We start from the raw sequence: 26,044 nt of genomic DNA on the forward strand, positions 1-26,044 counted from the left end.
AGCTCCTCCTGCGGGTCACCGGCGTCCGCGACGTCCTCGCCCTGGCTGTGCCCACCGGTACGGGCCCCACCGGCGAAAGCGACGGCGTCGACTGGGCAGGTGCGCTCCTGCGCATCATCGAGGAGGCCTCCGGTCTGCACGTGGGAACGCTGATCAGCTTCGAGCCGGCCAACGGGTTCCACGGCGCCGGCTTCACCGCGCGCTCCCTCACCGACGACCGCCCGATCATCCAGCCCGCACAGGAACCGCTCCCCGACGACCTCGTGTTCCCGCAACGGCCCACCCCCGCCTCCTGGGCCACCCCACGCTCCCGCACCACCGACCGCTCCCGGCGGCTCGGCCCAGCGGGAGTGCGGTGGATCGGGCGGTCAGTGTTCGAGGTCGGCGCGCATGGCGGCGAAGAGGCGGGCGGCGTCGGCCGGGGTGGTGCGGGGGAAGAGTGCGACGGCGGCGGTGGTGGTGTCGGACCAGCCGCAGATGACGTCGGTGGCGCTGGCGGACTCGGGCAGGCTGAGGCACTCGAGGGATCCGCCGAACGGGCCGGGCTGGTACGGCTTGGCGGTGGTGGGAGTGCCGGTTGAGCCGTTCTGCAGCGCGTAGTCGATCAGGCCGCGCCAAAGGTGCTCGCGACGCTTGTTCGTGTCCTCGGGAACGCTATCGACGCCAACGAAAAGGATGCGGCGGCCGGAGGCCTGCCCGGCACGGTCGTACTCGGCGACCACGAGGTGCATGCCGTCACGCATCTCACCCGGGTCGACTGGGACGTCGGAGACCGCGCCGGCACCAGTGGCCTTGGTGAGCCCGCCGGCGGTGGCGGCCTCGGCCAGCGTGCGCTTGCCCGAACCGGCGGGCGGGGTGGAGACGGCGGACCTTGCGGGCGCGGAGACAGAGGCGGAGGCGGCGGGAGCGGCGGGAGGACTTTCGGCTTCGCCTGCGGGGTCGCAGGCGGTCAGCGCCAGCGTGGCGGTGAGGGCGATCGTGGCGAGGAGGGTGCGGGGACCAAGGCTGGGCATGGCGGAGTCTCCCGGGGTGTGGTGGTCGGCTGGGCTGCGGGGCCCAATGGCCGCACGCTAGTGGCAGACCGGGCGGGCGGGTGCCCCGAGCCCAGTTCCCTTACAGCACCGGGACATGGTGGTGACACAAGAGCCTGGTGACGACGGGCAGGGTGGTTCGAGTGTGGGTTCCTGGGGCTCAACGGGGTCGAGCGGGAGTTCATCCACGAACGGACCCCGATCGACCTGGACACCGCCACGGCCAGCGGCAACCACGCCGGACGCCCGCCCGCAAGCGGCAACCCCGGCCATCAATCCGCCCTTCCCGCCCCACCCTTGACCGATAGTCATAGGGTGCTAGGTCGCCGCGCCGGGCAATCGAGGGCCGCTTCCTGGAGGCCGGGCACCCGGTCTACGACGCGTACGTCGCAAAGCCGCAGCCGATAGAGCCGGTCCGCAACCCGGTGACGTACTTCGAGTCTCCGCACGCGGCACGGACGTGCGGCTGCGGTTGCGGAGCGCCGGTCACCCTCGGCTGGTTCCTGAGCGGACACGACCAGAAGGCCCTGCATGACCGCGTTGCCAAGATCGGCACGGTCCACCAGTTCATCACCTGGTTCGACCGCACCTACACCGAAGACGCCTGATCCCGTCACTCTCTGCGGCTGACCCCGGCGCACGCAGTGCGGACGTCGTGGCAGTCGCTGTCTGGGGCGGTCCCGCGATCGCCCCAGACACGGAGGAGGAGATGCCCTCGCCACGCTCGCAACGTTCATCCTTGCGGCCCGACCAGTGCAGCGCGCGCCGATACGGACGTCGATCAGTGTGGTTCAGCCCGCAGCCCAAGACCCTCTCAGGATTGTGCGACGCCCTTGTTGCGGTTGGCGAAAGGCCGCGCTCCATGGAGCGCTATGAACTCCGCGATCAGCTCCGCCTCAGCCGCACCCGGGTCCCGCTCGGATGTCGGCATCCACGCGACGAGCAGAGCGTCCGAATCTGCCAACTGCCAGATGTAGCGCCCTCCCCAGTGGCCGGCCATCCCGCCGACACCGTGGCGGCGATACTCGTCAAGCCGCTTCCGCAGCCCCCTCCGGCCGTCTTTGCCTGCCGACGCCTTACCGATGTAGACGATCGTGGCACCATCCACCCAGGCGCCACCAAGCTCGTCAGCCGTCACCGACGGGTCACGGCCTTTGAGGTGTCCGGCAGGATTATGGGAGAGGTACGACGGGGTCTCCGTACCCGTGCGAAGCACCACGTAGATTCCGGGCTCTTCGGGAACTCCACTGTCACCCAGCTCGCGGAACGGCACGAATCCACGGAAGCCGCGTTCTGTCAGCGTCTTCTGGGTCAGTTCTGGTGTCGGACTCATGGCTGGGATCGTGCCATTCAGGTGTGACAACGGCGTCGCCTTCTCCTCGTGCAGGACCGCAGACGGGCGAGGTGAAGGCCACGCCGTACCCGGGCTAGGGACGTCGGTCGGGGCCTACTGGAACAGTGAGCCGCCGGGCACGCGTTCCACATCGGTGACCTTGAGGTCGGCGATGTCCGCGATGGTGCCGTTGGAGACTGCATTCGGGACGATCAGCTGCTCCGGCTGCCGGTTGGTCTTGTCGGGGCCGAGGCGCTCGGCGAAGGCGTCGTGCTCGCCGAGGAAGTCGCCGTCCTTGTCGTACGCCTCGATGGTGACGCGGTAGTCGGCCGTGTCCTTGCCGAGATTGGTGATCGAGAGGTCGTACAGGTACACCGGGCCGCCCCCGTAGTCAGGGTCGACGTGCCCGTTGGAGATCTCGATGTGCTTCGGGAGTGGTTCACCTTCGGCACCAGACCGCCGCGCCGCAAGGAGCGGTTCCATCTGATCTGGGAGGCGTGGGCATCGTTGAGGTCGAGCTGGGCCACGATGACACCGGCCAGAACCAGCTCTCCCGCCCGGAAAGGCCGTGTGGCGAATACCTCTGCCCTTTTGCCCACGGATTCCCGGAGCTCGGCCCCTGGCCCCGGGCCGCCGCACCCAGCGCATCCGGCAGGCCGGGTAGCGGTCTTCTTCACCGCCGCCTTCCGCGCCTTCTTGCCGGGGGTGTCGGCCTTGCTCTCGTGCACGGTCGCGTCCTCCTGGGTGTGCTGGCCCGCACGTGCCTTCTTCGCCTCCGTCACCGACTTTTCTAGAGCTGCCATCAGGTCCACCGCCTCTCCACTGGCCGCTTCGCGCGCATCGGGAAGCTGGGGGCGGGTGCCTTCGGCCTTGGCGGCGATGACGGCTTCCAGGGCTTCGCGGTAGTGGTCGTGGAGTCCACGTCGGAGCCCGCGTGCAGCGGGGTGCGGATGATGCCCGGCGCCATCAGGTTGACGCGGATCCCCTCGACCGCGAGCTCGGCGGCGAGGCTCGCCGGCAGCCCGTGCACACCGGCCTTGCTGACGACCGGCGCGGGGGCGAGCCCGCCAGCGCGTGGTCGACCAGCACGGTGCCGATGTTGACGATGCTCCCGCCCCGGCCCTGCGCGCGCAGGGCCCGTACGTCGGACTGCGTGGTGAGGTAGGTGCCCTTGCGGCCGCGGTCCGGTGCGGGCTCAACCGGGGCGTCCGTGCGCAGGGCCACGAGTTCGGTGGTCTCGTTGTGCGGCAGCCAGATCTCGATGTCCTTGGCGCCCTCGGCCAGGCCGGTGAAGCTCAGGGTGCCCACGGTGCCGATGCGGTGCTCAGCGGTTCCGGTGGCCATGTCGATCACCAGGGTGTTGCCGCCGCCGACACGGGCCTGGCCGGCCAGGCTGCCGCCGACGAGGAGGTCGCCACGCCGTCCGGCCGGGGCGGGGCACCGGCGTAGGCGCGCTTGGTCGCCAGCGTGTCCAGTTCCACGGCGGTGACGCTGGTACGGAAGGCCGGCCGGACTCAGGATGGCTGAGACTCCGCCATGGCCACCTGCGGGTCGGAGCACTGGGCGCGGGCCCGTGCGGGCAGCCGCAGCCGGTGCGGCAGCACGCCGTGCGCGGTCTCCTCCAGCTCGAGGGCGCCGCGCACGAGGTCCGGGGTGATGGGCGTGGTGATCCAGTGGTGCTGGGTGTCCATCGGTTCAGCCTGCCGCAAACCGGGCCCGGCCCCGGTCGCAGGGCGACCGGGGCCGGGCCCGCGTGGGGGTCGGTCAGCAGTTCTTGATGGAGTAGACCGGCGTCCAGTCCACGCCCTTCTGACCGCCTCCGGGCTGGAAGCGCGTCAACTCGGCGCCGTTCGAGCCGTACAGGAACGACCAGACCCCGCCGGTCTGGTTGTCGTTGTACCACCCGTTGCCGTTCCAGTTGTACACCGAGTACCGGTGGCAAGCGTTGAGGTAGAAGACCTTCCAGTCCGAGGTCGTGGGGTCCCAGACGAGAGTGCACAGGTTCCCGCTGGCGCAGCTGTAAGTGCCGTTGCCCGGTATGTGGTTGCTGGGCGCCCAAGGGGAGATGCCCGGGGAGGCGGCGGCCACGAGGGAGGCCGACCGGTCGGCGGCCGCCGGCGCGGCCGGGGCCACCAGTACACGGGCTGCCGCCGGGCTCTGCTCTGAGGGCGCGGCCGCCTGCGCCGACCCGGTGGTGAAGGCCGCCGCGAACAGCATCGAGCAGACGCCGGCCATACCGAGGATGGAATGCTTGACGCGCATCGTGAAACCCCTTGTCAGAGCGGTGTGATGTACTCCAAGACTCTCGGAGGAGCCGGATCGGCAGTACCTCGCAGGTACGAGGTACTGCTCGGATCGGTCAGCAGTTCGGGACCCAGGCATGAGAGCGCGGCCGATCCGTGCCGGGGAGGTTCGTCCTGGTGCGCACCTTCACGCAGCCCAGCAACTCCCGCTCGCCGGCCTGCGCGTAGTACAGGACGTCGACCTTGGTCGCCCCCTCGTCGTGGTCGAACCCGTTGTTGTAGACCGAGCGCGGCGCGTCGCGCGCCGACCACGGGCAGAGACCGAGGGCATCGGTCCAGTCAGCGTCGCCGTCGACCCAGGAGCACATCGCGCCGCGGCCCTCCCCCTCGGCGAAGAAGCAGACGGCCCCGCGCCGGCACCGGTCGTACCCCGCCGCCCCGGTGCCCCCGACGGGCAGCAGACCCGTGCCCCACACGACGCCCAGGGCCGCGAGCGACGCTGCACCGGCCGCGATCAGCACGCGGCGGCGCCGTCGCGGCCCGGGCAAACGCCGATCAGCGCCTCCTCGTTCGGCAAGGCCCGGCCCGGAGCCGGTCGGTTCTGACTTTCGCCGTACTGAGCTTCGCGGCTCGGGGCCCGGCGGCTCCGGATCGCGCGGGACCGGTGGCGCGTACGTTGGGCCGGTCCGGTCGGCGGCCGCCTCCGTACGGCACAGCAGCGACGCCGCGGTGTGCCCGGCCCGGACCTCGTGCCCGCGGGCCAGGCAGTCGCGGACGATGTCCCGCCACGGCTCCGGCAGTTCCGGCGAGAGGCGCAGCTCCTCCTCGCCCCTGGCGTAGCGCAGCGCGGCGTCCCGGCGGGCGGCGGGCGTGCCGCCGGGCAGCGGCAGCGTGCCGGTCAGGACGACGTGGGCCAGCACCCCGAAGGCCCAGATGTCGGCCGTGGGGCGGATCTTCATCCCGCGTTCGCCGACCTCCGACCAGAGCAGGTCCGGCGGGGTGTAGTCGGGCGTCGCGAAGGCCGGCGAGTAGGCATGGGTGCCCTCCAGTTCCGCCGCCATGTTGAAGTCGCCGAGCCGCGCCGTGCCGTCGGGCATCAGCAGGACATTCCCGGGCTTGAGGTCGCCGTGCACCCAGCCCGCCCGGTGCAGTTGGTCGAGCCCCTCGCAGACCTGGGCGAGGAGGGCGGGTCCGGCGGCCGGAACGCCGCGGGCGAGCAGGGCGTCCAGGGACCCCTGCGCCTCCTCCAGGACGAGCACGGTGGCGCCGTCGAGTTCGGGGCGGCCGGGGTCGTCGACCGTGAGCACCTCGTACATCCGGATCAGCCGGGGCGTGCGCACCCGGCGCAGCACCTCGGTCTCGCGGGCGGCGAGTTCGCTCAGGTGGCGCAGCTGGCGCGGGGTGCGGGTGCCGGTCGGCAGGACCTTGAGCGCGGCCCGGTCGGGCAGGCCCGGTTCGGGGACGGCGCGCAGGGCCGCGTAGACGCTGCCGAAGGCGCCGGCTCCCAACAGGCGGCCGGCGATCCAGGGGCCGACCCGGTAGCCCGGCGGGATCGCGAGGGCGCCTAAGTGTCCTTCCCGGCCGGTCACCGTGCGCTTCCGGTCGGGGTGGCCGGCAGGACCGCCAGGTCGTCCTCGCCGACGAGGTCGAAGCGCAGGGCGAGGGAGACCAGGGTCTCCTTCTTCCCGACGAGGCGCGGTCCCGGGTCGGCGGTGTCGGGGCCGGGCTTGAGGCGGAGCTTGACGGCTAGGTAGTCGATGTTCCACTGCACGGCGGCGCGGTTCGCGGCCGGCCAGCGGGGCTTCAGCCGTTCGACGACCTGCTCGACGGTGGGCAGCGGCGCGTGTGGTTCGCCGCGCAGCCGGGACTCGCAGAGCGCGGTGAGGACCAGGAAGTAGCGGCTGGACCGGTCGAGGGGGAAGGCGAGTACGGTCGGCTCCCCGCCGCTCACGCCGGATTCCTCGCGGTCGGCGTAGTCGTGGCGGGGCGCCCAGACGTCCAGGGTGAGCAGTTCGGAGCCGGCGGGCAGGACGATCCGGGCGAACTCGAACGGGACGGGTGCGCCCAGCCGTCCGGGCGCGATCTTGATGTGCTCGCCGGCGCCCTCGGGGTTCTCCACCACGTAGGTCGACGAGCGGCTGAGGTTGCTGAGCGACCAGTACGTGCCGGTGGCGGCGATCTCCCCCGCCGAGCGCGAGACGCCCGCGTGCGGTACCCGCAGGCAGCCCTCGCCCTCGTTCTCGCGGCCGAACCGGAGGGTCTGTCCCGGTGCCAGGCGGATCTGTGCGGCCGGGGACATGGCGGGCCCCGGAACCACGACGATGCTGTACACGCTGTTTCCTTTCCCCAGACTGCCTGGGGAAGGTTAGCCAGCGGAATCAATCAGTCCTGTAACGGAGGCCATCCGTCAGCACTCTCCGCGCCACAGGAAGCTCGCGATGGTCCGGCCGCCGGCGGGCAGGTTCCCGCGTCCCTCGTCCCATCCGTAGTGCAGGCAGGCGCTGCCGCCCTCGCGGAAGACGACCTGTACGTGGTCGTAACCCGGATCCGCGGTGCCGTTGTTGAAGAAGGACCTGCGCAGTCCGCAGGTGCTGTCGGGCTGGTTTCCGGAGGAGCGGCAGACGGTGCCGGTGCCGTCGGGGCCCGAGTAGAAACAGACGTAGCCGGACGGGCAGTCCTGCCAAGCGGCGGGCGTGCCGGTGCAGTTGCGGCTGGTGACGCTCGGCCAGGCCTTCGCGGCGCCCGTGTACTCGACGCCGTCGAAGTGGACGGGCACCCGGTTGCTCTCGTCGGTGAAGTCGCCGGTGGCCAGGTAGCGCTGCTCGTAGTGCAGGTGGGCCCAGCCGGAGGCGCCCGAGGTGCCGATCCGGCCGATGTTCGTGGACGGCTGGACCGCGTCGCCCTTCCTCACGTACGTCGCCGGGTCGTCCTTCAGGTGGTAGTACGCCGTGAACCAGCCGTTGCCGTGGCTGATCTGGATGGTGTTGCCCGAGCCGTTGTTCCAGTAGGCGGCGGACACCGTGCCGGCGGCCGACGCGAGGACGGGCAGCCCGTCGGAGCCGGTGTTTCCCTCCACCACGATGTCCAGCGCGGGGTTGTGGGCCCAGGTGTGCATCTCCCACGTGGTGCCGCACGGGAACGGCAGCTGGAACGGCGGCTTCGCCGCGGCGGCGGCCGCCGGCCCGGCGCCGGCCCCGGCCCCGACGCCGACGCCGACGCCGGTCGCCGCCGCGGTCGCGGACGAGACGGGCGCGCCCGCCAGCAGCAGGCCCGCCACGCACATCAGCACCACGGCCCGCAGCCTGCGCACATACCGCAGCATGTCTTCCCCTCCCGGCTCACCTGGACGGCGCCCGGCCGGACGCTGTCCAGCGTCATGATCGGGGGTGGGAGCCGGTCACGGCACCTCGCGCTTGCGAGGGTGCGGGCCTCGGCCCGGCTACCGGGCCCCTCCCAGCAGGACGGCCGTCAGGCGCCGGACCGTCTCGCCGGTGGCCGCGCAGGTCTCGGGTGCGCTCGTCAGCAGCAGGTGGTGGACGGTGCCGCCGAGCGCGAGGGAGATGACGGCCGCATCCGCGTGCTCCGAGACCCGGCCCCCTTCGCGCTCCGCCTCCACGTAGGCAGTGACCGACTCCTGCACGGCGGTGAACCCCGGCGCGCCGGCCTGCAGCGCCCACTGGGTGTGGAGCGAGGCTCCGGGGCGGGTCATGGCCAGGCCGACGCTCGCGGGATCCAGGGAGTTCAGCAGGCCGAGGCGCCACGTCGGCGAGGTTGAGGTGCCGGTAAGAACGCTGTCACCAGCCGCAAACGAGGGGTGTCACGTCCGGCGACGTGCGGCGGGGTCGCGTTCGGCGACGTGTCGGGCGACCGCGTCGACGCCGTGGCGTGCGTACCGCTCCAGGGAGCGGACGGAGGCGTGGCGGGAGCGTGCCAGCAGCTTCGGGGTGGAGGTGCCGCCCTCGGCATCGTGCGTCAAGGCACTGTGGCGTAGCCGGTGGAGCGTGAAGCCGTCCAGGTCCTCGATGTCCTCGGGTGAGGCGAGGGGGTTGGCCAGCAGCCGGGTGTTCTCCTCGAAGATCTCCTCAGCCCGGCGATACGACAACCTCGCTCGCCCAGTCTCCGGGCACACGTCCAGCGTCGGTGTCCCCGCCGGTGCCTTGCGGCCGGTGAGGAACAGCGGGCCCCGACTCCGGCCCGCGATCAGGCGGGGCAGGACCTGGGCGGTACCGGACTGCCAGTGAATCCACTCGGTCGCGCCGCCCTTGGCCAGGGTCCGGCCACGTTTGTCGCCCGGGTGCAGGTCCTCCACGTTCAGGCACAGCACCTCATCGGCTCCCGCCGCCGATTCATAAAGCATCTTCCAGCACGTTTTCTCTCGGAGTCCGACGTCGAGGCGCCACAGTGCGGCGATCTGGTTCTCCGCGAGGGCCTTGGTGCGGTCCGGCGGGGCCGGCCGTCGCTCGATGCCGATCGTCGGGTCGCCCTCGATCCAGCCCTGGCGTTGCCACCAGCCGATCGCCTTGCGCGCGATGGACAGCTCCCGGTTGACGGTGTCGGCATCCATCGCGTCCGCCCGCGCCGCCCCCAGCTCGGCCAGCACCTCCGGCAACGCCGGGTCGTCGATCACGGCGACGGGGAAGACGGGCGGCTTCGCGCCCCGGCGGGCCAGTCCGGTCGGCGCGGGTTCACCGGCGAGCATCCAGCCCCACGTCGTGAGCGAGATCCGGTAGATCCGCGCGGAGGACTTCGCGATGCCCGCGCCGGCGAGGTACCGCTCGACCGCCGAGGTGTACGCGGCCGGAGGGGCGGAGAGGGGCGCCACCCGGGCGCGCGGCAACCTAAGGGCGCCCCTGCTCCCGAGTTCGGTCACTGGTTCGCTCGTCACGTCCGCTCTACAGCTACCCGCTTGTCCTGCGGAGCGCGTCTCCGACTTTCTGACAGGAGTCGACACGGTGCTGCGCGCGGCGAGCGCGTTCCTCCGGGTCTGGCACGAAGAGAGCCTGCCGACTGGTGTGGTAGGTGCTGACCACTTCCAGGGTCCTATCGCGGACGGCTTCGGGGTGCGTTTTGAGCAGGCGGCGCCACACGTTCTGGGCTTGGTTGCCCTGGAGGAGCACCACCTCTGCCTTCGGCATCAGCCCCAGCAGCTGTTTGAGGACCTTGGCACCGGCCTGGAGCTCAGCCGCGTTCGGCGAGCGGTTGATGTACCAGGGGTAGGCATTCCAGGGAGTGGCGTCACGCGGCGATATCCCTGCCTCCTCGAACATCTGGGACTGGAGCTCCGCCGTCGGATCGTCATTCTCTATACACAGAAATCCGGATCCGGCGCCTTCCTGCGTCTTGGGGCCCGGATCCCGCAGGATGAACAGGACGCGCGCCTCCGCTCCCCCGTGCCAAGGTGCGACATGTGGCATCCAGCCGCGTCCGTCCTGGTCGCGCAGTCCGTCGACCATCTCGTTGATCGGGCGGACGTGGGGGGCGTAACGCCCCTGCTCCTGCTCCATTCGGAACGCTTCGTCACGCATCCGTCTTGCCATACTTCCTCCAACGCCGGCTGGCCCCATTGCAGGGGACCCTAACGGTCGCGTCTGACACTGTTCGATCGGACTGCGCAGGGATGCAGCCGACACGTCCGGAAACGTCGTTGCCACGGAACAGATCGCCCCTTCGACTCGGGGTGTGCACCTCCAGCATCAGCAGCCGCAACGACGGCGCCAACGACCACCTGGTGGGGCTGCCGCAACGCCTGCCAGCCCCCGCCTGCGCGGGGCATGACTACTCAGGCAGTGCTCGCTCGACGGCGTCGGCAGGGGTGCGGGGACCAGGCACGGGGAGCACGGTGAGGTTCAACCAGGTGTCCATGTCGAGGGTCCCCTCTCCGTACGGGCGCACGTGTGACCAGAACAACGGGGTCAGGCCACACCGGTCGGCGGGGGTGAGGAGGTCGGCCCACTCCGGTTCGCCGAGGATGTCCTGGAGCATGAGGGTGTTCACGTGACCAGGGCCGATTGCAGGATGCGCAGGCACAGCACGAACATCTCCTGCTGACGACCACAGGCCCTGATGGCAGAGTCCGCCCATGGTCTTCCTACGTTGTGAAGCGGTCCGATGGGTCGATGACGAACCCCAGCCTGGCCTGATCGAGGTCCGCTTCACAGACGCCCACCACCACCAGCGGTGGGCTTTCCTCGACAAAACGAAGTGAGGCGAAGAGCGACAGCGGCCGTTTTCCAAGAATCCCCATCACCTGATGCCGACCTTGAATTTTTCCTCAGTGCCGCTCTTCGCCCCAGTTGGTTCTCGAAGTGAACCAACTGAGGACATGCGAGAGCGTTGCTGCAAGCGTAAGGAGGCGGATCGACGGGTACCCGACTGGCGGCTACGACCAGCTCGTTAGACGAGCAGGGCCGCCACGCCGTCCATGATCCGCTCCAGGCCGAAGTCCAGCGCGTCCCCGCCTTGTGGCATGAAGGCACCCTCTGCGACCGCCGACGTGAGCGCGGGGAAGCGGTCCGCGTGGCGCTCCAGGACGTCGGCCGTGAGGTGGGCCCACTCCTCGTTCGCCGCTTCGTCGTGTTCGACGGTCTGCTGGGCGATGTTGCGGATGTGGCCCACGAGTAGCAGGAACGTGTCATGCCGCTGCGGGGCCGACAGGCCGGTTCCGGCCAGCACGGCCAGCGCGGTGTCCAGCCAGCCGAGTTGATTGGGGCCCATGATCTGGCGACGCATGCCGGTGGCCGTCAGGATCCACGGGTGGCGGCGGTACACGGCCGAGCACTGGCGCGCCCACTCGGTCAACTGCGGGCGCCAGCCGCCGAGGATGTGAGCGACGGGGACCGGTGGGCCGATCGCGAGGTCGACCATCAGATCGACGAGTTCCGCCTTACCGGGGACGTAACGGTAGAGCGCCATCGCGGTGACGTCGATTCCCTTGGCGACCCGCGCCAGCGAGACCGCATCCAGGCCCTCCTTGTCGGCGATCCCGATCGCCACCTCGGCGATCCGGCCTGCGGTCAGCGAGGGCTTCGGGCCGCGGCTCGGCTGCCTCTTCTCGCCCCACAACAGCGTGAAGCTCGCTTGCGCGCCGCCCTGTTTCCCCGTCGACTTCCGGGGCTCTTTCGCACTCATCCTGAATCCCTCACCGTCACCTGTTGACGCCCCGCACTTACTGTTTACATCGTATAGCCAACTGCTTACGGCATACGCAGTTTGTGAACGCGGATCTCAGGGAGTCGTCATGATCGCCGCCATCGTCGCCACCTCCGCCGCCGCACTCCTCGCCGCACCGACGGCCGGAATCCTCGGCCACCGCGCCCTGAGGCGCTCCCGCAACGGCTCCCTCATGAAGATCGACAGCCTGAACGGCATCGACGAGCGAGGCTTCGTCCGCATCGGAGGCATCGACCAGTGGATCTCGGTCCGCGGCGAGGACCTGGCCAATCCGGTCGTCCTTGAGCTGCACGGCGGGCCCGGCGGCTCGACCGCGATCTTCGGGCCGCGCACCAGATCCTGGGAGAAGCACTTCACGATCGTCCGCTGGGACATGCGCGGCACCCTCAAGACCCTTGGCCGCGACGGCGCCAACGGCCAGGGAGAGATGTCCTTCGACCGGATCTACGCGGACGCGGTCGAGGTCACCGACCACATCCGCACCCGCCTCGGCGTCGACAAGGTCGTCCTGCTCGGCCACTCCTACGGCAGCGCCTTCGGCCTGCGGCTCGCCCGCGCATTCCCCGCGCGCTACTCCGCGTACGTCGGCACCGACCAGAACATCCACGACTCCGGCCGCGACAACTCCGTACACCAGGCACTCCTTGCCTTACTGCGGGCGACCGGAAAGCACAAGGAACTCGCGGCGGTAGAGGCCCTGGACGCCGACAAGCACCGCTGGACCGCCCGCGAGCGCGCGATGCACGCCAAGCTGCTGGCCACCAGCGATCCGCTGACCCTGGACACGATGAAGAAGGTCGTCATGGGGTCCCTGTGGCTCTCGCCGCTGCACTCGCTGCGCGAGCTGGGGCACTTCGTCAAGGGCATGAGCTTCTCGGAACAGGTCACCGCAGGCACGTCAGGCTTCGACGACTGGGCGGACGGTACCGAATTCGAGATCCCGTTCTTCCTCTTCCAGGGCGAGAAAGACGTCATTGCGTCGCCCGACCTCGCCCGCCGCTTCTTCGACGACGTCCAGGCCCCGGTCAAGGGCTTCGCACTGATCGATGACTGCAGCCACTTCGCGGCGTTCCGCCGGCCGGAGCGGTTCCTCGAGCTGCTGCTGGCTCACGTACGGCCGGTGGTTGTCGCCGACGAGTCAGCTGCTGCTGCCGACATCTGACCGGGTTGCGGCCAGCGGGGCTGGCGCGGCCCGGTCAGCACCCCGACGAGTGGACCGTGCTCTACAACGAGGGGCGCGGCCCACTGTAGGAGCACCACGACATGGGGTGTCTCGCCTTCCTGCTGGCGGTGCTCACAGAAACGGCGGAAACCGAGCACTTCGGCTACCTCTACGAAGTGCTGAAGCCGACGGAGCACCGCTTCGCGACGGCCGACCAGATCCTCGGAGCTTCCGGGGGCTGACGCCGTCCGGCCGCTCTCGACGACCTGGTTCGCCCCCAAGCGCACTCGGTCGTCGAGAACGCCGAACTCCGCGGGGTCGTGCCCGCCCCGGCAAAGAACGCCATGAGCATCCTGGGCACGGTAGGACAGGTGCTGCGCCCATGGGCTGACCCCAGCAGACCTCCAGCCCACTGACCAGCCCGCCGGCAGCCGCCCGGGCGCCAGCCTCCCCCGCGTTACCTCGAGCGGGATCCGGCGGCATTCCAGGTGAGCCGGCGCCGGTCGCTCCCCACACGGCCTACTGTCCGGCGATGGGCCCTGCGCGGACACCCGCCACCAGCACCATACCTACCAGGCCAGGACTCGCCGAACTGTCGCCCCGCTCTCAGCCCTGTGTTTTTCTCGGCGAGCCTTCCGTCGACAGCGGGCGTCCACTCGCCCATCCCGCTGCTCGCCAGTAGTGACGAGATCGTCCTTCTCCAGCCTGTCCTCGCGAAGGAGGCCGGGAGGGCGATGAGCGGGTCGGCTCCGCCGAGGTGGCCGTCTCGGTCGTAGACGAACATGCTCCGGTCGGTCTCGATACCGAGGGCGTGCACGAGCTGCTCGTGAACCCGGCGGTCGCCGTGGGTGACGAGCAGGCGGGCTACCTCGCCGAGGTCGCGGCCAAGGGCGTGCAGACCGTCGCGGACCAGTGCCGCGAGGTTGTCGACGTATGCGGCCGCGAGGCCCTTGCGTCGCCCGTGCCGCCGGATCTTGACCTTCCTCCTCCCTCCTCGGCGGGACTGCCACCACCTGCGACACCCCCGCAAGGGCCTGCGCCGCGGGATCCCCACCCCGACCGCCCGACACCACCCGCCGGGGTAAGTGGTCCGGGATTCCTTGCCGTTCTGGCGTGGCCTTGCTGACCGTCGGTCGCCGCCCCTCATGGCACGTTGTGGTGCGGTTCTTGGGGGGCGCCGGGTATCGCATGCAGGGCCACTCAGATGTATTTCACCCCTTTGGTCACGAAAGGTCGCTATGGTCCGGACATTGGTTTCTCGATGATGAGGACGCACTGCCTATGCGACGCGTTTCGGCCTTCGCCGCCACAGCCCTGCTCCTCTCATGCCTGAGTGGGACCGCCCACGCGGAACCATCACCTCCTGAGCTCCGTGCAGCCAAGTTCATTTGCCAAGTCAACGAATACCCTCCGACCTTGGATGCCGAGGGGCGGACCTACGGCTATGCGGATCACACGTACGACTCACGCCCCGACTGGGCGCCGAAGTGGCTGGACATCCGCCTCCTGAGCCGGGCTTGTGAGCGATGTTCGGACCGTGAGGTGACCGTCTGGCGCCGAAGCGACCGCAAGGAGGACAACTACTGGAGGGGCTCCCGGACCTCGTTCGCCACGCCGTGCAAGAGGAGTTCCGCTGCCCGGTGGTACGTGACGGAGGCAAGGGCCTACGTCCAGAACGGCGTCTTCCACGGTGGCGGCAAGTCATCTCCAGCAAAGCTGGGGTGCTCGAATTGACGACGCCCACGTGTGAGGGGCTGGGCTGGCTCCGGCCGCCGGCCGCCGGAGTGGACGGTGCTGTCTGGTTGTTCGCCGAGCTGACGCCCTCAGGCACGGAACTTCTCGTCGGAACCGTGGTGGCCGCCGTTCCCGACCGGGCCCCGGACCCCGTCTGCTTCGTACCAGGGCCGGGAACGACTCCGATCGCGGCCGACGAGCTGACCCTCCTCGGCCCGCCCCGGGCCCGGCTGTCCCAGCTGGTCCTCCCGGACATCCCGGGAAGCGCGGCCCGCATCCTGCTCCCTGACCGGGACGAGCAGTACGCGCTCAACGGGCTCACCGAACCCGACATGGAACCGGACACCTTCCTGCGGCTCCTGCTCCCGGGTGCCGTCGTGCACGAGGACGCCGAGTGGACCGTTCGGCACGGCGGGGTCGTGTCCTCACCCCAGGGCTGCCAGGTCACCGCCCACGCCGTGCGCCGCCCGGGTGCACCCGACTTCTCCGACCCCTGGCCGCAGCAGCCCCTGAAACTTCTCTTCGAGCACGCTCCTGAGGGGGGCGACACCGAGGAGATTTCCGGCGGAGGGGGCGGCGCACCCCCGCACTTCGACGAGTACCGTGCCGTCACCGCCACCACGGACCGCCGGCCGAACGCCGTCGTCATCGTCCTGGACGATCCCACCCGTGAGGGTCCCCCGATCCGGCTGAGGCTGCCGCTCCCGGCGTGACGGGCTTGAGGCGACCTTGCAGGCGCGATCGCTGTTCCGTGAGGCGGTGCGGTGGTGAGATGCCGAACTTCAGAGGCTGGGCGCATCTCGGCAGTGGGTTCGGGGGCCGGTGGGGGCCAGGTCGGCCCGGATCGTGTGGTGGCCGGTCATCGGCGGAAACCCACCTGGAGGGCACCTATTTGGCCGTCAGGACGGGGTCGATCCACACGGCGAAGCCAGGGTCGTACGGGTAGCAAGGCCAAGTTTCCAGCGTGATCCGGAGAGCGTTGCTGACGTCCAGGGTGACCTTGCCCGGAGTGTTGCCCGCATCTTTGGTCGCATGCAGCCGTTCTGCGTTGTCTACCCAGATCGTGAACTGCTCGGGCACTTTGTCCCAGTCGTCGGTCACGCCGTATTGGGCCGTGAAGGAAGCGTACTTCCGGTCCAACTGCCAAGTCGTGTGAGAGCAGACTGAGTACATCGTCAATGGGTAGTTCTTCAGGTTGACTGTCTGCGGTCCGATGTCCAAGGTTGACTGCCGCTCCTTGATGGGAGTGAGGCTGGTCAAGGAGACCGTCGAGCCGGGGCTCGGCAGCGCAGGCGCCGGCGGAGTCGTGACCGAGCTGGACGGGGTCGGCGCAGGCGTCGGAGTCGGGGTCGGCGTCGGTGTTGGCGGCTTCGTGGGGGGCGCAGCGGTCGGAGCTTCGGCGACCGGCGGGGCGCCGGGTGCCGTACGACCTCCGGAGAGAAAGCTGAACAGCGCGATCACGACCCCGATCACGGCGGCCAGGGCCGAGACCGCCCCGGCTATCTCGACAACGCTGAATCGCCTACGAGGAGGGGCTGGCGGGCGTGGTGGCACAGGCGGGGCCGTGGGTTCCTCCGGCGAAGGCGTATCCGTCGACAACTCGGTCTCCATGGACGTGAGTTCAGGTGATGACGGCCTGCATTAAACGATGCTTGTCGGCCCTGGCGAAAGATGCTCTGGAGCCTCGTTCCGAACTTGTTGAGCTTGTGCTTTATGGTCTGGCCTGGTCGCGTTCGGTGATGGTCTCGGGGCGTCGGACGGTTTTTCCCACGTCGTAGCGTGTGGCGGGCCGCTGGTTCTTCGAGCCGGGGGGCCTGCCGGGGCCGGGCCGGGTGGGTTTGGGCGCACGGGCCGGGCAGGGCAAGGCCGGGCGGAGGTTCCTGAACCCCCGCCGGACCCGGGCCGGGGTGAGCTTGTTCGGTTCCATGGGGCTCTCCCAGGGCCGGCGGACGTCCTCGGCGAGTGGACGGGCGAGCCGGAGCTGGGTGTGCGCGACGATGATCAGCCACGTCCACCGGTCCGCTGCTGCCGGGGTGCGGAGCTTGGGGCGGGTCCAGCCGAGGGTCTGCTTGATCATGCGGAACGTGTGCTCCAAGTCGAAGCGCCTGAGGAACGCCTGCCAGCGCAGATCGACGTCGGAGCCGGTCATGCCGGTGGCGGAGGACCACAGCCACAACGGCAGAGGGTCTCCACCACCGGGTAGACGTTCCACCTCAAGACGGATCAATGTCCCCTCGATGATGGGGAGTTCACTGGCGTGCTCGATCCAGGCGGAGCGGGTGGTGAGGCGGGGGTGGATGCGGTCCCAGGCCATCGCCTGCGCGGTGCCGTAACGGTCGGTGACCTGGACGGTCACCTCGTCGGGCTCGCCCCAGGTGACGGGCTTGGCGAAGCGGAACTCCTTGCCATGCTTCGGAGGCCGTCCGCCCCGGGGATATCCCCGGGCATACTCCAGCTGCGTGGGTGTCGGCCGTCGCATGACGCGGTCCGAGCGCATCCGCCCCAGGACCTCGACGGGCAGTCCGTCAAGCATGTAGGCCATGCGCGGGGCGTCGTAGCCGGCGTCGAAAACGATCAGGATGTCCGGGTCTCCCTCACACCAGCGCCGGCCGGCGATGAGGTCTTCGACCACGCGGCGGACCTGGGCGGCGGTGACCTCGGCGACGTCGTCCTCGGGCCCCAGCCGGACGGCGTCCAGCAGCTGGGTCCACGATGTCCGACCCGATTCGAGGGCGGCGATGAACGAGTACGGCCATCCGGGGATCATCAGGTGCTTGTCGCGGCCCCGGCCGAAGGTGTGGCAGAACAGCCTGTCCGGGCTGCACTCGGCATCCGGCCGAAGCCAGTTGCTCACGTCCACCGCCAGGACGAGCCGTCCGTCGGCGGCCTGCGGTTGGGGCAGCGCGGCCAGTGTCCGACGCAACCGGCCTGCGTCGATGCGGCCCTGGTTCAGGGCCGCGTACAGGGCGCCGTGCCCGCGACGGTGCTCGGCCAGCAATGTCAGGTCCACCGGCGTGTGCACCGGCCCGTCTGCACACAGCAGCGCATCCGCGACCTCGAACAGACCATCGCGCCGCCTGGTCAGACATTCGTAGAAGTCGTCCCGGAAGCGTGACGCCACAGCAAACGCATCCCGCCGGCCATCGTGATGCAGCAGACTCATTCCCCCACGGCCTTCGCGCTGGTCAGGTGCCTCTTTCGTCGGAGCACAGGATCACGCGAAGGCCGTGTTCACGTCCCAGGAATCCCCACACGAGCGATCACGTTCGGGGCATCGTTCGAGGCCAGACCATAAAGCACAAGTTGAGTACCTGCGCCTGAGCCGTTCATGACATCTATCTGCTGTCACTGAACCTGGGTCGCTTGCCACTCAAGGTGGACCGACCAGCTGCACAGGTCTGATGGTTCCGTTGTTAGGGTCCGGTCTGTGACCCTTCCAAATCTCGCAGCCAAAACGCGGTTCCTCGTCCTACACGACTATGGGATGGGCGGTTCATGGTGGTGGGTCCATGCGAGGTCGGCTCGGGAGATCCTGGAGTCGTTCGCGTGGACCGAGGTTGTCACCAGGCCGGAGTCCGTGACCTGGGCCGAGGGCGAGAAGCTCGAAGAAGTCGACATCGACGCGCCACTGATGCCTCCAGGCCTGGACGACCTGCGGGTCGAACGCGACGCACAGCGCGGGCTTCCTGGCTTCGGCGCACTCGCGGACAGGACCATCGTGTACGTGCGGCGTCACTGGGACAGCGAGGACGACGGCGGCCCGGTCTATCTCATGGAGGTTGAATCGGATGGGCGCCGGACCCGCGAAGTGGAGCTGGCTGACGACGGGAGCGGCCGCATCAGGAGCGGACCTGACGACTGGCCCTTCAACCCGCCGGTCGTCGACTTCTTCGACCCGGAGTTGGCAGGCCAGGAGATCACGAGGGAAGAGTTCGAGGAGCAGTGGGAGCGCGCCGAACCAGCTTCTGGCCTGTAGCTCGCGGGTACGACCACCACCCCCGCGGTCTCCGCGGCCGGTGACTACATCGACGTGCAGTAAGAACTTTCTTCCCGTAAGTGCGCAACCATTTACGGGAGTCGCATGTCTGTTCTGTGGAGTCAGGAGACTCCACAGAACCATTGGGGCGCATGGGTGACCTTCTAACCCGTGCACCTCCGTGTCCCTAGGGGAGAAGTATGCGTATTCGTGCCACTGTGGCTGCCGTTTCCGGCGCCCTGGCCCTGTCCGCCCTCGCCGTGCCGTCCGCGCAGGCGGCCACGGACAGTGAAGGCGACACGAAGATCACCAAGGTGGTTGTCAACGGCGGCAAGAACGTTGCGGTCGGTACCAGCACCGCGAAGACGTTCTCCGTCTCCGTGACCGCCACGGACAACTCCGGTATCGCGGGCCTCGACGACGACCTGCTCTGGCTCGAGGGTCCGGGTTTCGGCATGCTCACCCCAACCGGCGCCTCGACCTGCACCGCCGTGAGCGCCACCACGTCGACCTGCACCGCCAACTTCACCGTGGACCCGCAGGTCGACCTGGCCTACTCCAACGACATGGCCGGTACCTGGTACGTCAATGTCTGGGTGGACGCCAAGGACGGTGACTACGCCAGCGTCGACAAGGCCTCCTCCTTCAAGCTGCAGCGCTACTCCAAGCTGACGGCCAACGCCTCCCCCGAGCCGGTCGTCAAGGGCAAGACCATCACGGTCACGGGCAGGCTGACCCGCGCCAACTGGGACACCTTCACCTACAAGGGCTACAGCGCCCAGCCGGTGAAGCTGCAGTTCAAGAAGGCCGGCACCAGCACGTACACCACGGTGAAGACGGTCAACACGAACAGCAACGGCGACCTGTCGACCACCGTCACGGCGGCGTACGACGGTTACTACCGCTACTCGTTCGCGGGTACGACCACCACCCCCGCGGTCTCCGCGACCGGTGACTACATCGACGTGCGATAAGCACTGCCCCCCTCCTTCGAGGGGGAAGCGGCGGCTGCCCCCGAGCCGGACCGGCTCTGGGGCGGCCGTTGCGTCCTTCGCTCAGCACTCCGAGACTCCGTCCGGGGGCGCCGTGGAGGGATCGCATCGAACACGGGGAACGTACATGCGCATTCGTGTCACTGTGGCTGCCTTTTCCGGAGCCCTGGCCCTGTCCGCCCTCGCTGTCCCGGCCGCCCAGGCGGACGGTAGCCATGGTGACAACGACATCACCAAGGTGGTTGTCAACGGCGGCAAGAACGTCGTGGTCGGCGCCACCACAGCCAAGACGCTCACTGGCGCGGTCACGGCGACGGAGGAGATCCCGAAGAGCGGAGCGAGCTGCCGCATGGTCAGGTTCGTGCGGTAGTACACGGCCACCAACAGCACCCGGTCGGGCAGCGGCAGACACCAGGGACGGCCGCCACCGGGCCCGTTCCTGCCCCGCTCGCGCACCACCTTCACCAGCTTCGCGAACCGCTCGATCCGCAAGCCCGTAAACGTCTCCACCCACACCGGCTCAGCCCGCAACACCTCACCCATACAGGTAAAAGCCCCAAAATTGAGCCTTCTCTCACACCCTTTACGAGCTCGTGGATGGTTGGCGGTGTGACGCTGGATCGCGATCAGGGCCTCTCCTCCACCGACAACACCGACAGCAGCGGGGGCAGTGGCGGCACGGTGGAGACCTCGGCGCGAGCATCGACCGGTGCCCCCACCAGGACCGGGCTGACGACGGACGCGGCCCGTCTGTACGTCGGCCATTTCGCGCCACTCGCTGAAATCTTCGATTCAGAACGGGCGCCGTGGTCGGCGGCTCGGCGTGAGGCGTACGCGAACGACCAGAACAGCTCCGCCGCGTTGATCGCGGTCTCCGCAGCCAGCAACAGGAGCAAGTCCGACAAGGACCCGGCGCAATGGCTGCCGTCGGATGGCTCCGATCACTGCTCGTACGCCGCGAGCTGGGTCGGGACCAAGCTGAGGTGGGATTTGGCTGCTGACGAGGCTGAGGTCCAGGCACTCCTCGGGGTCGCGGAGGACTGCCCGACCACGACCGTCGTGTACGAGACCGCAGCGTAGATGGCGCGGCCGGCCGGTGTGCCGGCCGGCCGTCGGGATGATGGGCCGGTCAGTACTTGAGCAGTGTGCCGCGCCAGATCCATCCCGCGCCGAGGACCACTCGCTGGAGGGGTGTTCTCATGTCCTGGCTGCTGAAGCGGGACGTCTCGGTCTTGTGGCGGCGGCCGTCGGGGCCTGTGGTGGTGTCCCACTGGCGGTAGACCTTGTTCGCCGGCCCTCTTCCGTACTGGCGGCGGGCATTGTCGGCGGTGGGCTCCCACCGTTCCTCAAGGACCCGCACCTCGTGCGTGTCCGGGTTCAGGCGCATACGGGTCCTCAGGGTCACCTCGATGGCGGGGAGCTCGAACTCCGCCACGAGGTCGGCCTTCTCCTTGGCCGTGCCCTCGCGCACGGTGAACCGTGTGTGCGGGCCGCCCAGGGCGAGGAGCGCGGCCCGGAGCTCTGTGGCCGGATGGGGTGGGGTGCCGGCACGCGGGTGTTTGGTGCCGGTCCATTTGTCGGTGAGACGGCCCATGGTCATGCCTCCGGCCCGGAGTCGGGGCGTACGGTGCGCAGGAACTGCTGGAAGTCGGGCAGAACGGTGTCGTGCTGGGCGGCGGTGGCGGTCAGGGTCAGGCGGATCATCGCGTGTCTGCGGGGGTCGGTGACGTCGCGGAGGTTCAGGTACACCTGGGAGAGGGCGAGCTCGCGGCGGGTGGTACCGGTGGTGGCTGTCAGGTGGATGCGCTGGATCAGCACCGGTGCTTGCGGGGTGCCCGTCTCGGTGCGGGAGACGATCTCGACGGGGTCCGCGAGGTCGCGCAGTTGTTGCACAGCGATATCGGCGAGTTCGGTGAGGTTCTGGTCTGGGGTCAGGTGCTGGCCGGCGATGGTGATGCTGGCGGCGTAGCCGTCGTCCGGGTGGGGGTGTACGGCGGCGAAGGCCACCTCGCTGGTGTCGAGGCCGTCCGGGTGGGCGGGGAGCCAGCCGTCGGGCAGCCGGAATTCGATCGGGACGGGTAGCGGTGCGGGCATGCGGGGTGTTCCTTCCTCAATGCTCATCAGTCGAACCAGCCGCCGACCGTGTGGGCGGCACCGCCCAGGGCGTCGGCCGCGTCGCCGAGGGCGCCGGTGACCTTGCCGGGGTCGACGGTGATCTCCAGTCCAACCTTGCCGCCCAGGATCGGGGACAGGCCGGCGTCGCCGCCGATCTTCCAGACGCCGGTCTCCTTGTCCTTCTTGTACCCCCACCAGGCCTCCGCACCGGGGCCGGCCCAGCCCTCGGCATTCACGCCGACCCCGATGCCGAAGGCTTCCGCACCGCCGGCCAGGGTGCCCTTGGCTCCGGCGAAGGCCTTCGCGCCGACGGACACTTCGTCCTTGGTCGCCTTGATGCTGGCGCTGGCCTCGGCGCCGGCGAACCCTTCGACGCGGCCGTAGCCGCCGACGTAGCCGTACTCGGCCCGGCCTTCGGCAAGGCCCCGCACGCCCGCGGAGGCTTCGGCCTTCGCGTTGACGCCTTGGTCGGTGAATCCGTAGTTCGCGTTGGCCCTGGCTCCGCCGTAGATGTCGGCGATACCCGACAAGGTCAGGTCTCCCTCGGTCATCGACCCCTTCGCGGTTTCGTGGAAGCCGTCCGCGTAGGCCTTGACCGAGCCCTCCTTGCCGTACTTGGGCCCGGTCACGGTGACGCCAGTGCTGCTGTCCGGGTTCGTCCCGACCGCGGCGTCATCGGGCTTCGTCGCCTTGCCGAGGTCGCCTTCCGCGCCGGCGTTGAACCCGCCGATCGTTTCGTCGGCGCCCTTGCCGAACGCGTCCTTGTTGCTGTCGGCGCTGGTCTTCCCGAGGGCGACCTTGACGCCCTCGTCGAGGTCGGCCACCGCCTTCACCCGGTCGTCAAGGTGCTGCTGCCACTTGGTGACCGCACTGCGGATGGACTCCTGACCGTCGGGATCATGCTGGTAGGCACTGCGCTCGGCCGGGGTGAGTGCCGCGTAGTCGAAGGCGACACGTCCTTGCTCGGAGACGCTCATCCCCGCGGCTACCGCGTCGTCTCGGGCGCTTTCGAGCTTCGTCTTCAGGTCGCTGAACTTCTCGTGCGCCTCACGCAGGAGGCTGCCGATCGCCTTGGCCTGGATCTGCGCGGCGGAGTACTCGTAGCGCGTCGCCGCGAACTTCGTCCGGGCGGCCCCGGCGCTGAGCCCCTGCCAGTTCGAACCCATCGTGATCTTCTGGACGGTGTCGCCGTACCGGCGCTCGACCTTGGCCATCTCACCGGCCATCGCCTCCCAATCGGCGGCCGCCGCCGTCAGAAGGCCGAAATCCGTGGTCATGACCTCGTAGTACGTCAACATTCCGGGACCCCCTACAGACCGTCGAGCTTGGACTTCGAGGTCAGGAACTGGCTGCCCAAGCCGGTGTCGTTACTCACGAAGAGCCCCGACGATCCGCGCAGCGCCGCCTTCTCCGCTGACAGCCGGCCCATCAAGGCTTTCACCTGCTGATCCCAGGTGTCCGCGACCTTCTTCAGGCCCGCAGCCGTCTCCCACCCATCGAAGCCCTTCTGAGCCGCGCCGGTCGTGACGTCCGCACGTTCACAGGCCTTCTTCGTTTCCGGCTCCAGCTCCGACTCGATCACGCCCGCCGCCGCCTGCTTTTCCGCAGGCTTGGAGGCGAAGTCCGCGGGAGTGCCTGAGGTCAAGGGGTCCGTGGGCACGCTGTTCAAGTGCATGACGGCCGGGCCGTCGGCAGCCACCGCGCGGTCACGGCTCCATTCCTGCGCGAAATCCGGTGCCATGTTCCGCCCCCGTCCAAATAGTAAGATCATAGGCCTGTCGCCCAGCGGTGCCTCGCCCACCCAGGGCCCCGACGCTCCGCTGGGACCTCGCCGCTGATGAAAGCAAGGTCAAGCCCTCCTCCGGCCCGCCAAGGCAGGGCCCACCACCATCGTCTACACGAGAGCGCCCCGAGCCACTTCGGGTCAGGTGCCTCAGCGGTAGGGGCTCCAGCGTCCGAAGCGGGCCAGCAGCGACCGGGTCTGATCCACATTCAGCCCGAGCGCCGCGGCCACCTGTTCTGGTTCGTGGGAGCGGGCCTGGTTCGCCTTCGATGTAGCAGCGCATCTTGCCGCGGACGGCGGTGTACCGAAGGCGTACCGCGGATCCTCGGGCCGGGACGCCGTGGGCTGCCCGATGCACTCGGCCGAGTTGGCGGGCCCACCGGTGCGTCGGGATCACCTCGACCTGCACCCGGTCGGCCGGAGCCTCCCGGACGAGCCGCGCGGCGCCCAACAGGGGTGGCTCAGGCTGCCTTGCCCTGCTTCTGCTCCTTGTAGAAGTCGGTCATGTCCGCGACGTCCGAGGCCGGGGGCACCTCGACGGTCTTCGCAGTCCCGAAGGAGAGGAAGTCCATCTTCATGGCCATCGCGCCGATTGTCTGGTTGAGCCGGGCCGGCATGCCGCGGTCGTCCAGCCACACGTCCGTCACGATCTCGCCGGACACCCCGAGGTGCTTGTACATGTCGGCAGAGGCGGCGCCCATCTTCGCTGCGGGGACCGAGGTTCGATAGTGCTTGGCGTTCCGCCCGTTGACGCTTTCCGCGCCGATCAGAGAGGCGCTCGTGGCGTACTTCAGGCTCTTGAGGGCCGAGGTCGGGTCACCCTGCGCAGCGGCAGCCGCGCCCTTCTCGCCGAGGACCGCAGACATCTCCACCCGGATCCAGGTCTTGCCCTTGTACGGGCCCTCCTCGATCCGGTCGACCTCGTAGTAGTAGGCGCCCTTCGCGACGCGCATCGTAACGGTGCCGTCCTCGACCATCTCCTCCATCTGGAGGTCCTTGGCCGGCATCACCGTCTCCATCACCACGCCGTCGCCCCAGGAGTAGAGTCCCTTCATCGTCACCGGCTTGCCGCCGGTGTCCGGGCTCGTCACCGTGGCGATGATGTCGGCCGAGCCCGCCTGCGAGGCCTCATCGGACGCACGGGACAGCGCCCCGAGGATGGCCTGGGCGGACTCGCCGGCCGTCTCGCTGGCCCTATGCGTGACCGCCCCCGCCGAGCAGCCCGCCGTCCCCACCACCACGGCCACCGCAACCGCGAAACCGGTCATCGTCCTGGTACTCATTTCCCCACCCCTGTCCGCTGTCTGTTCGTGTTGCCTACGGATACGCGCCGCCCCCGCGGGTGTGTTCCGTCAGGGGCGGCTGTGTGCACCGGCTCCCCCTTGCCCGGCGCGGAATCGAAGGATCATCGCACGCCCCTCGGACATCGCGCTCGGCACCCCATGCCCATTCGGAGCGGGAGAATCCGCAGCTCACATAGGGCGGAGGGGGCCGAATGCGCGATAAGGGCGCAGACATGGAGGACAACAGCTACTAACTGATGGTTTCAGAATGAGGTCTGGAGGCGGAGAAGGTCTGTGAGGGGCAGCCGGTTCGAGTGAGGGCCTGTCTGGTCGGCCCCATGCAGCTCTGTCGTGCGGCCTGACCCACGACGGCCGGCAGCTTCACAGACTCACCCGTCCGACCTGGGCACCGTGCATAGTGACCTCATGGATCGATTCGTGGGTCGGGCTCGGCTCGAATGGTGGGCCAATCAATCGACTTGCCTCGAGATGTACGACATCGACATCGCCGTCACTGTCGACTCGGTCGGCACGTTGCGGGCAACCGGTCGGCATGCCAACGCCCTCGACACGACCCAGCGCGAGGGCTGGGACTTCCTCATGGAGATGGATCCCCACTTCTCCATTACGTTTCCCGGCGAGGATCGCGGCGGGATCATGGTGCGAGTCGACGAGGCAGAGAATGGAACCCTCTCGCTCACGGAGGCACCAGACTGGAACGGCTCCGTAAACGTCACTTTCGACCTCACCTGAGTTCAGCCCCCGAGGGCAGGAAACCCGACTTCGCGACCCTGCCACCGACTCCGGCATGTCGCCCGTTACCGCAAAACTCGGTGAGCTGGTGCGGCATCATCGTGCTGAGCACGCCTTGGCGCCGGTGGGAGGGCAGGACGCCGACTGCGGTCACCCCGGAGGCCGGGGTGACGGTCTCACCGGGCAGGGTGAGTTCGAAAGGGTGCGCGGCGGAGGTGCCGACGGGCCGTCCGTCCTCAGCCTGGGCGAGCAGGCAGCGGTCCATTTCGAGCGCCGACCAGCAGAGCCCGCCGCCCTCTATCGGGGTTTCCGGGAAGCGGCCGAACGCGGCATGGACTGTGTCGACGAAGACGTCGAGATCCTTGTCGGTCGTGGAACGGATCTCCACTGCTGCCGTGCCTCCTCGGGATACCGGCACCACGACTCGTGGTGCCCGGCCACAGTCCCGTGTTGACCCGTGGCCCGGTCA

Annotated in this window: 30 protein-coding genes and 3 pseudogenes; 9 read left to right on the forward strand and 24 right to left on the reverse strand. The window is 69.1% G+C overall.

The window, feature by feature from the left end; all coding sequences use genetic code 11:
* Positions 1-368 precede the first annotated feature (368 nt).
* Positions 369-1,013, reverse strand: coding sequence for a hypothetical protein (locus tag ACODT5_RS16140; RefSeq protein ID WP_422519981.1), 645 nt, complete (start codon positions 1,011-1,013; stop codon positions 369-371).
* Between the two features lie 443 nt (positions 1,014-1,456).
* Here ACODT5_RS16140 and ACODT5_RS16145 point away from each other — a divergent pair, with 443 nt between their 5' ends.
* Positions 1,457-1,639: a hypothetical protein gene (locus ACODT5_RS16145; protein ID WP_422519982.1), complete on the forward strand. Its 183-nt coding sequence runs from the start codon at positions 1,457-1,459 to the stop codon at positions 1,637-1,639.
* Positions 1,640-1,845: 206 nt separating this feature from the next.
* Here ACODT5_RS16145 and ACODT5_RS16150 read toward each other — a convergent pair whose 3' ends face one another.
* The 14 genes and pseudogenes from ACODT5_RS16150 to ACODT5_RS16215 form a co-directional block, all read right to left on the reverse strand.
* Positions 1,846-2,364, reverse strand: a complete 519-nt coding sequence (locus ACODT5_RS16150) for a hypothetical protein (protein WP_422519983.1) — start codon at positions 2,362-2,364, stop codon at positions 1,846-1,848.
* Between the two features lie 114 nt (positions 2,365-2,478).
* A complete protein-coding gene (locus tag ACODT5_RS16155) occupies positions 2,479-2,847 on the reverse strand; it encodes a hypothetical protein (RefSeq protein WP_422519984.1) in 369 nt (122 codons plus the stop codon).
* A gap of 319 nt (positions 2,848-3,166) precedes the next feature.
* The gene (locus ACODT5_RS16160) at positions 3,167-3,394 is read right to left on the reverse strand and encodes a Rossmann-fold NAD(P)-binding domain-containing protein (RefSeq protein WP_422519985.1); all 228 of its coding nucleotides are present in this window, start codon (positions 3,392-3,394) and stop codon (positions 3,167-3,169) included.
* 140 nt (positions 3,395-3,534) lie between these two features.
* Positions 3,535-4,055 (reverse strand): annotated as a pseudogene (locus ACODT5_RS16165) (lipase); the annotation flags it as partial.
* Positions 4,056-4,128: 73 nt separating this feature from the next.
* Positions 4,129-4,626: a hypothetical protein gene (locus tag ACODT5_RS16170; protein ID WP_422519986.1), complete on the reverse strand. Its 498-nt coding sequence runs from the start codon at positions 4,624-4,626 to the stop codon at positions 4,129-4,131.
* 97 nt (positions 4,627-4,723) lie between these two features.
* The gene (locus ACODT5_RS16175; RefSeq protein WP_422519987.1) at positions 4,724-6,196 is read right to left on the reverse strand and encodes a serine/threonine-protein kinase; all 1,473 of its coding nucleotides are present in this window, start codon (positions 6,194-6,196) and stop codon (positions 4,724-4,726) included.
* Positions 6,193-6,939, reverse strand: a complete 747-nt coding sequence (locus ACODT5_RS16180) for an FHA domain-containing protein (protein ID WP_422519988.1) — start codon at positions 6,937-6,939, stop codon at positions 6,193-6,195. Before ACODT5_RS16180 ends, ACODT5_RS16175 begins: the two co-directional genes overlap by 4 nt.
* A 75-nt stretch (positions 6,940-7,014) precedes the next feature.
* The gene (locus ACODT5_RS16185) at positions 7,015-7,929 is read right to left on the reverse strand and encodes a peptidoglycan DD-metalloendopeptidase family protein (protein WP_422519989.1); all 915 of its coding nucleotides are present in this window, start codon (positions 7,927-7,929) and stop codon (positions 7,015-7,017) included.
* A gap of 117 nt (positions 7,930-8,046) precedes the next feature.
* Complete coding sequence (locus tag ACODT5_RS16190) at positions 8,047-8,316, reverse strand: hypothetical protein (protein ID WP_422519990.1); 270 nt, start codon at positions 8,314-8,316, stop codon at positions 8,047-8,049.
* Between the two features lie 108 nt (positions 8,317-8,424).
* Entirely contained in the window at positions 8,425-9,429 is a 1,005-nt protein-coding gene (locus tag ACODT5_RS16195) for a tyrosine-type recombinase/integrase (protein ID WP_422519991.1), read from the reverse strand.
* 76 nt (positions 9,430-9,505) lie between these two features.
* Positions 9,506-10,132 (reverse strand): uracil-DNA glycosylase, encoded by a 627-nt coding sequence (locus ACODT5_RS16200; protein WP_422519992.1) that lies wholly within the window; start codon positions 10,130-10,132, stop codon positions 9,506-9,508.
* Between the two features lie 250 nt (positions 10,133-10,382).
* Positions 10,383-10,601 carry a hypothetical protein gene (locus tag ACODT5_RS16205; RefSeq protein WP_422519993.1) on the reverse strand — a complete coding sequence of 73 codons (219 nt, stop codon included), beginning with the start codon at positions 10,599-10,601 and terminating at the stop codon, positions 10,383-10,385.
* Between the two features lie 94 nt (positions 10,602-10,695).
* The gene (locus ACODT5_RS16210; RefSeq protein WP_422519994.1) at positions 10,696-10,854 is read right to left on the reverse strand and encodes a hypothetical protein; all 159 of its coding nucleotides are present in this window, start codon (positions 10,852-10,854) and stop codon (positions 10,696-10,698) included.
* A 146-nt stretch (positions 10,855-11,000) separates the two neighbouring features.
* The gene (locus ACODT5_RS16215) at positions 11,001-11,735 is read right to left on the reverse strand and encodes a TetR/AcrR family transcriptional regulator (RefSeq protein ID WP_422519995.1); all 735 of its coding nucleotides are present in this window, start codon (positions 11,733-11,735) and stop codon (positions 11,001-11,003) included.
* Between the two features lie 109 nt (positions 11,736-11,844).
* Here ACODT5_RS16215 and ACODT5_RS16220 point away from each other — a divergent pair, with 109 nt between their 5' ends.
* The 3 genes from ACODT5_RS16220 (at position 11,845) to ACODT5_RS16230 (ending at position 15,386) form a co-directional block, all read left to right on the forward strand.
* Positions 11,845-12,939: an alpha/beta fold hydrolase gene (locus ACODT5_RS16220; protein ID WP_422519996.1), complete on the forward strand. Its 1,095-nt coding sequence runs from the start codon at positions 11,845-11,847 to the stop codon at positions 12,937-12,939.
* 101 nt (positions 12,940-13,040) lie between these two features.
* The gene (locus ACODT5_RS16225; RefSeq protein WP_422519997.1) at positions 13,041-13,181 is read left to right on the forward strand and encodes a hypothetical protein; all 141 of its coding nucleotides are present in this window, start codon (positions 13,041-13,043) and stop codon (positions 13,179-13,181) included.
* 1,488 nt (positions 13,182-14,669) lie between these two features.
* Positions 14,670-15,386 (forward strand): hypothetical protein, encoded by a 717-nt coding sequence (locus ACODT5_RS16230; protein WP_422519998.1) that lies wholly within the window; start codon positions 14,670-14,672, stop codon positions 15,384-15,386.
* A gap of 175 nt (positions 15,387-15,561) precedes the next feature.
* Here the strand turns inward: ACODT5_RS16230 and ACODT5_RS16235 are convergent, their stop codons facing one another.
* Together ACODT5_RS16235 and ACODT5_RS16240 are read right to left on the reverse strand one after the other, a co-directional pair.
* The gene (locus ACODT5_RS16235) at positions 15,562-15,894 is read right to left on the reverse strand and encodes an NPCBM/NEW2 domain-containing protein (protein WP_422519999.1); all 333 of its coding nucleotides are present in this window, start codon (positions 15,892-15,894) and stop codon (positions 15,562-15,564) included.
* 490 nt (positions 15,895-16,384) lie between these two features.
* Positions 16,385-17,836, reverse strand: coding sequence for an NF041680 family putative transposase (locus tag ACODT5_RS16240; RefSeq protein WP_422520000.1), 1,452 nt, complete (start codon positions 17,834-17,836; stop codon positions 16,385-16,387).
* A gap of 264 nt (positions 17,837-18,100) precedes the next feature.
* Here ACODT5_RS16240 and ACODT5_RS16245 point away from each other — a divergent pair, with 264 nt between their 5' ends.
* The 3 genes from ACODT5_RS16245 to ACODT5_RS16255 all read left to right on the forward strand — a co-directional run bounded on the left by ACODT5_RS16245 (position 18,101) and on the right by ACODT5_RS16255 (position 20,011).
* The gene (locus tag ACODT5_RS16245; protein WP_422520001.1) at positions 18,101-18,649 is read left to right on the forward strand and encodes a hypothetical protein; all 549 of its coding nucleotides are present in this window, start codon (positions 18,101-18,103) and stop codon (positions 18,647-18,649) included.
* Positions 18,650-18,849: 200 nt separating this feature from the next.
* Positions 18,850-19,623, forward strand: a complete 774-nt coding sequence (locus ACODT5_RS16250; RefSeq protein WP_422520002.1) for a calcium-binding protein — start codon at positions 18,850-18,852, stop codon at positions 19,621-19,623.
* Positions 19,624-19,786: 163 nt separating this feature from the next.
* The gene (locus ACODT5_RS16255) at positions 19,787-20,011 is read left to right on the forward strand and encodes a hypothetical protein (RefSeq protein WP_422525269.1); all 225 of its coding nucleotides are present in this window, start codon (positions 19,787-19,789) and stop codon (positions 20,009-20,011) included.
* On the opposite strand, the pseudogene ACODT5_RS16260 reads toward ACODT5_RS16255, so the two are convergent.
* Positions 19,948-20,184, reverse strand: a pseudogene (locus ACODT5_RS16260) (helix-turn-helix domain-containing protein); the annotation flags it as partial. The gene ACODT5_RS16255 and the pseudogene ACODT5_RS16260 overlap by 64 nt on opposite strands.
* A 66-nt stretch (positions 20,185-20,250) precedes the next feature.
* Here ACODT5_RS16260 and ACODT5_RS16265 point away from each other — a divergent pair.
* Entirely contained in the window at positions 20,251-20,721 is a 471-nt protein-coding gene (locus tag ACODT5_RS16265) for a hypothetical protein (RefSeq protein WP_422520003.1), read from the forward strand.
* A 49-nt stretch (positions 20,722-20,770) separates the two neighbouring features.
* Here ACODT5_RS16265 and ACODT5_RS16270 read toward each other — a convergent pair whose 3' ends face one another.
* From ACODT5_RS16270 to ACODT5_RS16290, 5 genes are all read right to left on the reverse strand, one after another.
* Positions 20,771-21,241 (reverse strand): hypothetical protein, encoded by a 471-nt coding sequence (locus ACODT5_RS16270; protein WP_422520004.1) that lies wholly within the window; start codon positions 21,239-21,241, stop codon positions 20,771-20,773.
* The gene (locus tag ACODT5_RS16275) at positions 21,238-21,735 is read right to left on the reverse strand and encodes a hypothetical protein (RefSeq protein WP_422520005.1); all 498 of its coding nucleotides are present in this window, start codon (positions 21,733-21,735) and stop codon (positions 21,238-21,240) included. Before ACODT5_RS16275 ends, ACODT5_RS16270 begins: the two co-directional genes overlap by 4 nt.
* 26 nt (positions 21,736-21,761) lie before the next feature.
* The gene (locus tag ACODT5_RS16280; protein WP_422520006.1) at positions 21,762-23,033 is read right to left on the reverse strand and encodes a hypothetical protein; all 1,272 of its coding nucleotides are present in this window, start codon (positions 23,031-23,033) and stop codon (positions 21,762-21,764) included.
* Positions 23,034-23,065: 32 nt separating this feature from the next.
* On the reverse strand, positions 23,066-23,497 hold the full coding sequence (locus ACODT5_RS16285) for a hypothetical protein (RefSeq protein ID WP_422520007.1): 432 nt from the start codon (positions 23,495-23,497) through the stop codon (positions 23,066-23,068).
* A gap of 503 nt (positions 23,498-24,000) precedes the next feature.
* Positions 24,001-24,822 carry an SCO4651 family lipoprotein gene (locus ACODT5_RS16290; RefSeq protein ID WP_422520008.1) on the reverse strand — a complete coding sequence of 274 codons (822 nt, stop codon included), beginning with the start codon at positions 24,820-24,822 and terminating at the stop codon, positions 24,001-24,003.
* 426 nt (positions 24,823-25,248) lie between these two features.
* Between ACODT5_RS16290 and ACODT5_RS16295 the strand changes: the two genes are divergently transcribed.
* Complete coding sequence (locus tag ACODT5_RS16295; protein ID WP_422520009.1) at positions 25,249-25,575, forward strand: hypothetical protein; 327 nt, start codon at positions 25,249-25,251, stop codon at positions 25,573-25,575.
* 46 nt (positions 25,576-25,621) lie between these two features.
* On the opposite strand, the pseudogene ACODT5_RS16300 reads toward ACODT5_RS16295, so the two are convergent.
* Positions 25,622-25,963: pseudogene (locus ACODT5_RS16300) on the reverse strand (GNAT family N-acetyltransferase); the annotation flags it as partial.
* Positions 25,964-26,044 lie beyond the last annotated feature (81 nt).

Source organism: Streptomyces tatrensis, assembly GCF_049310065.1.
Taxonomy (GTDB): Bacteria; Actinomycetota; Actinomycetes; order Streptomycetales; family Streptomycetaceae; genus Streptomyces.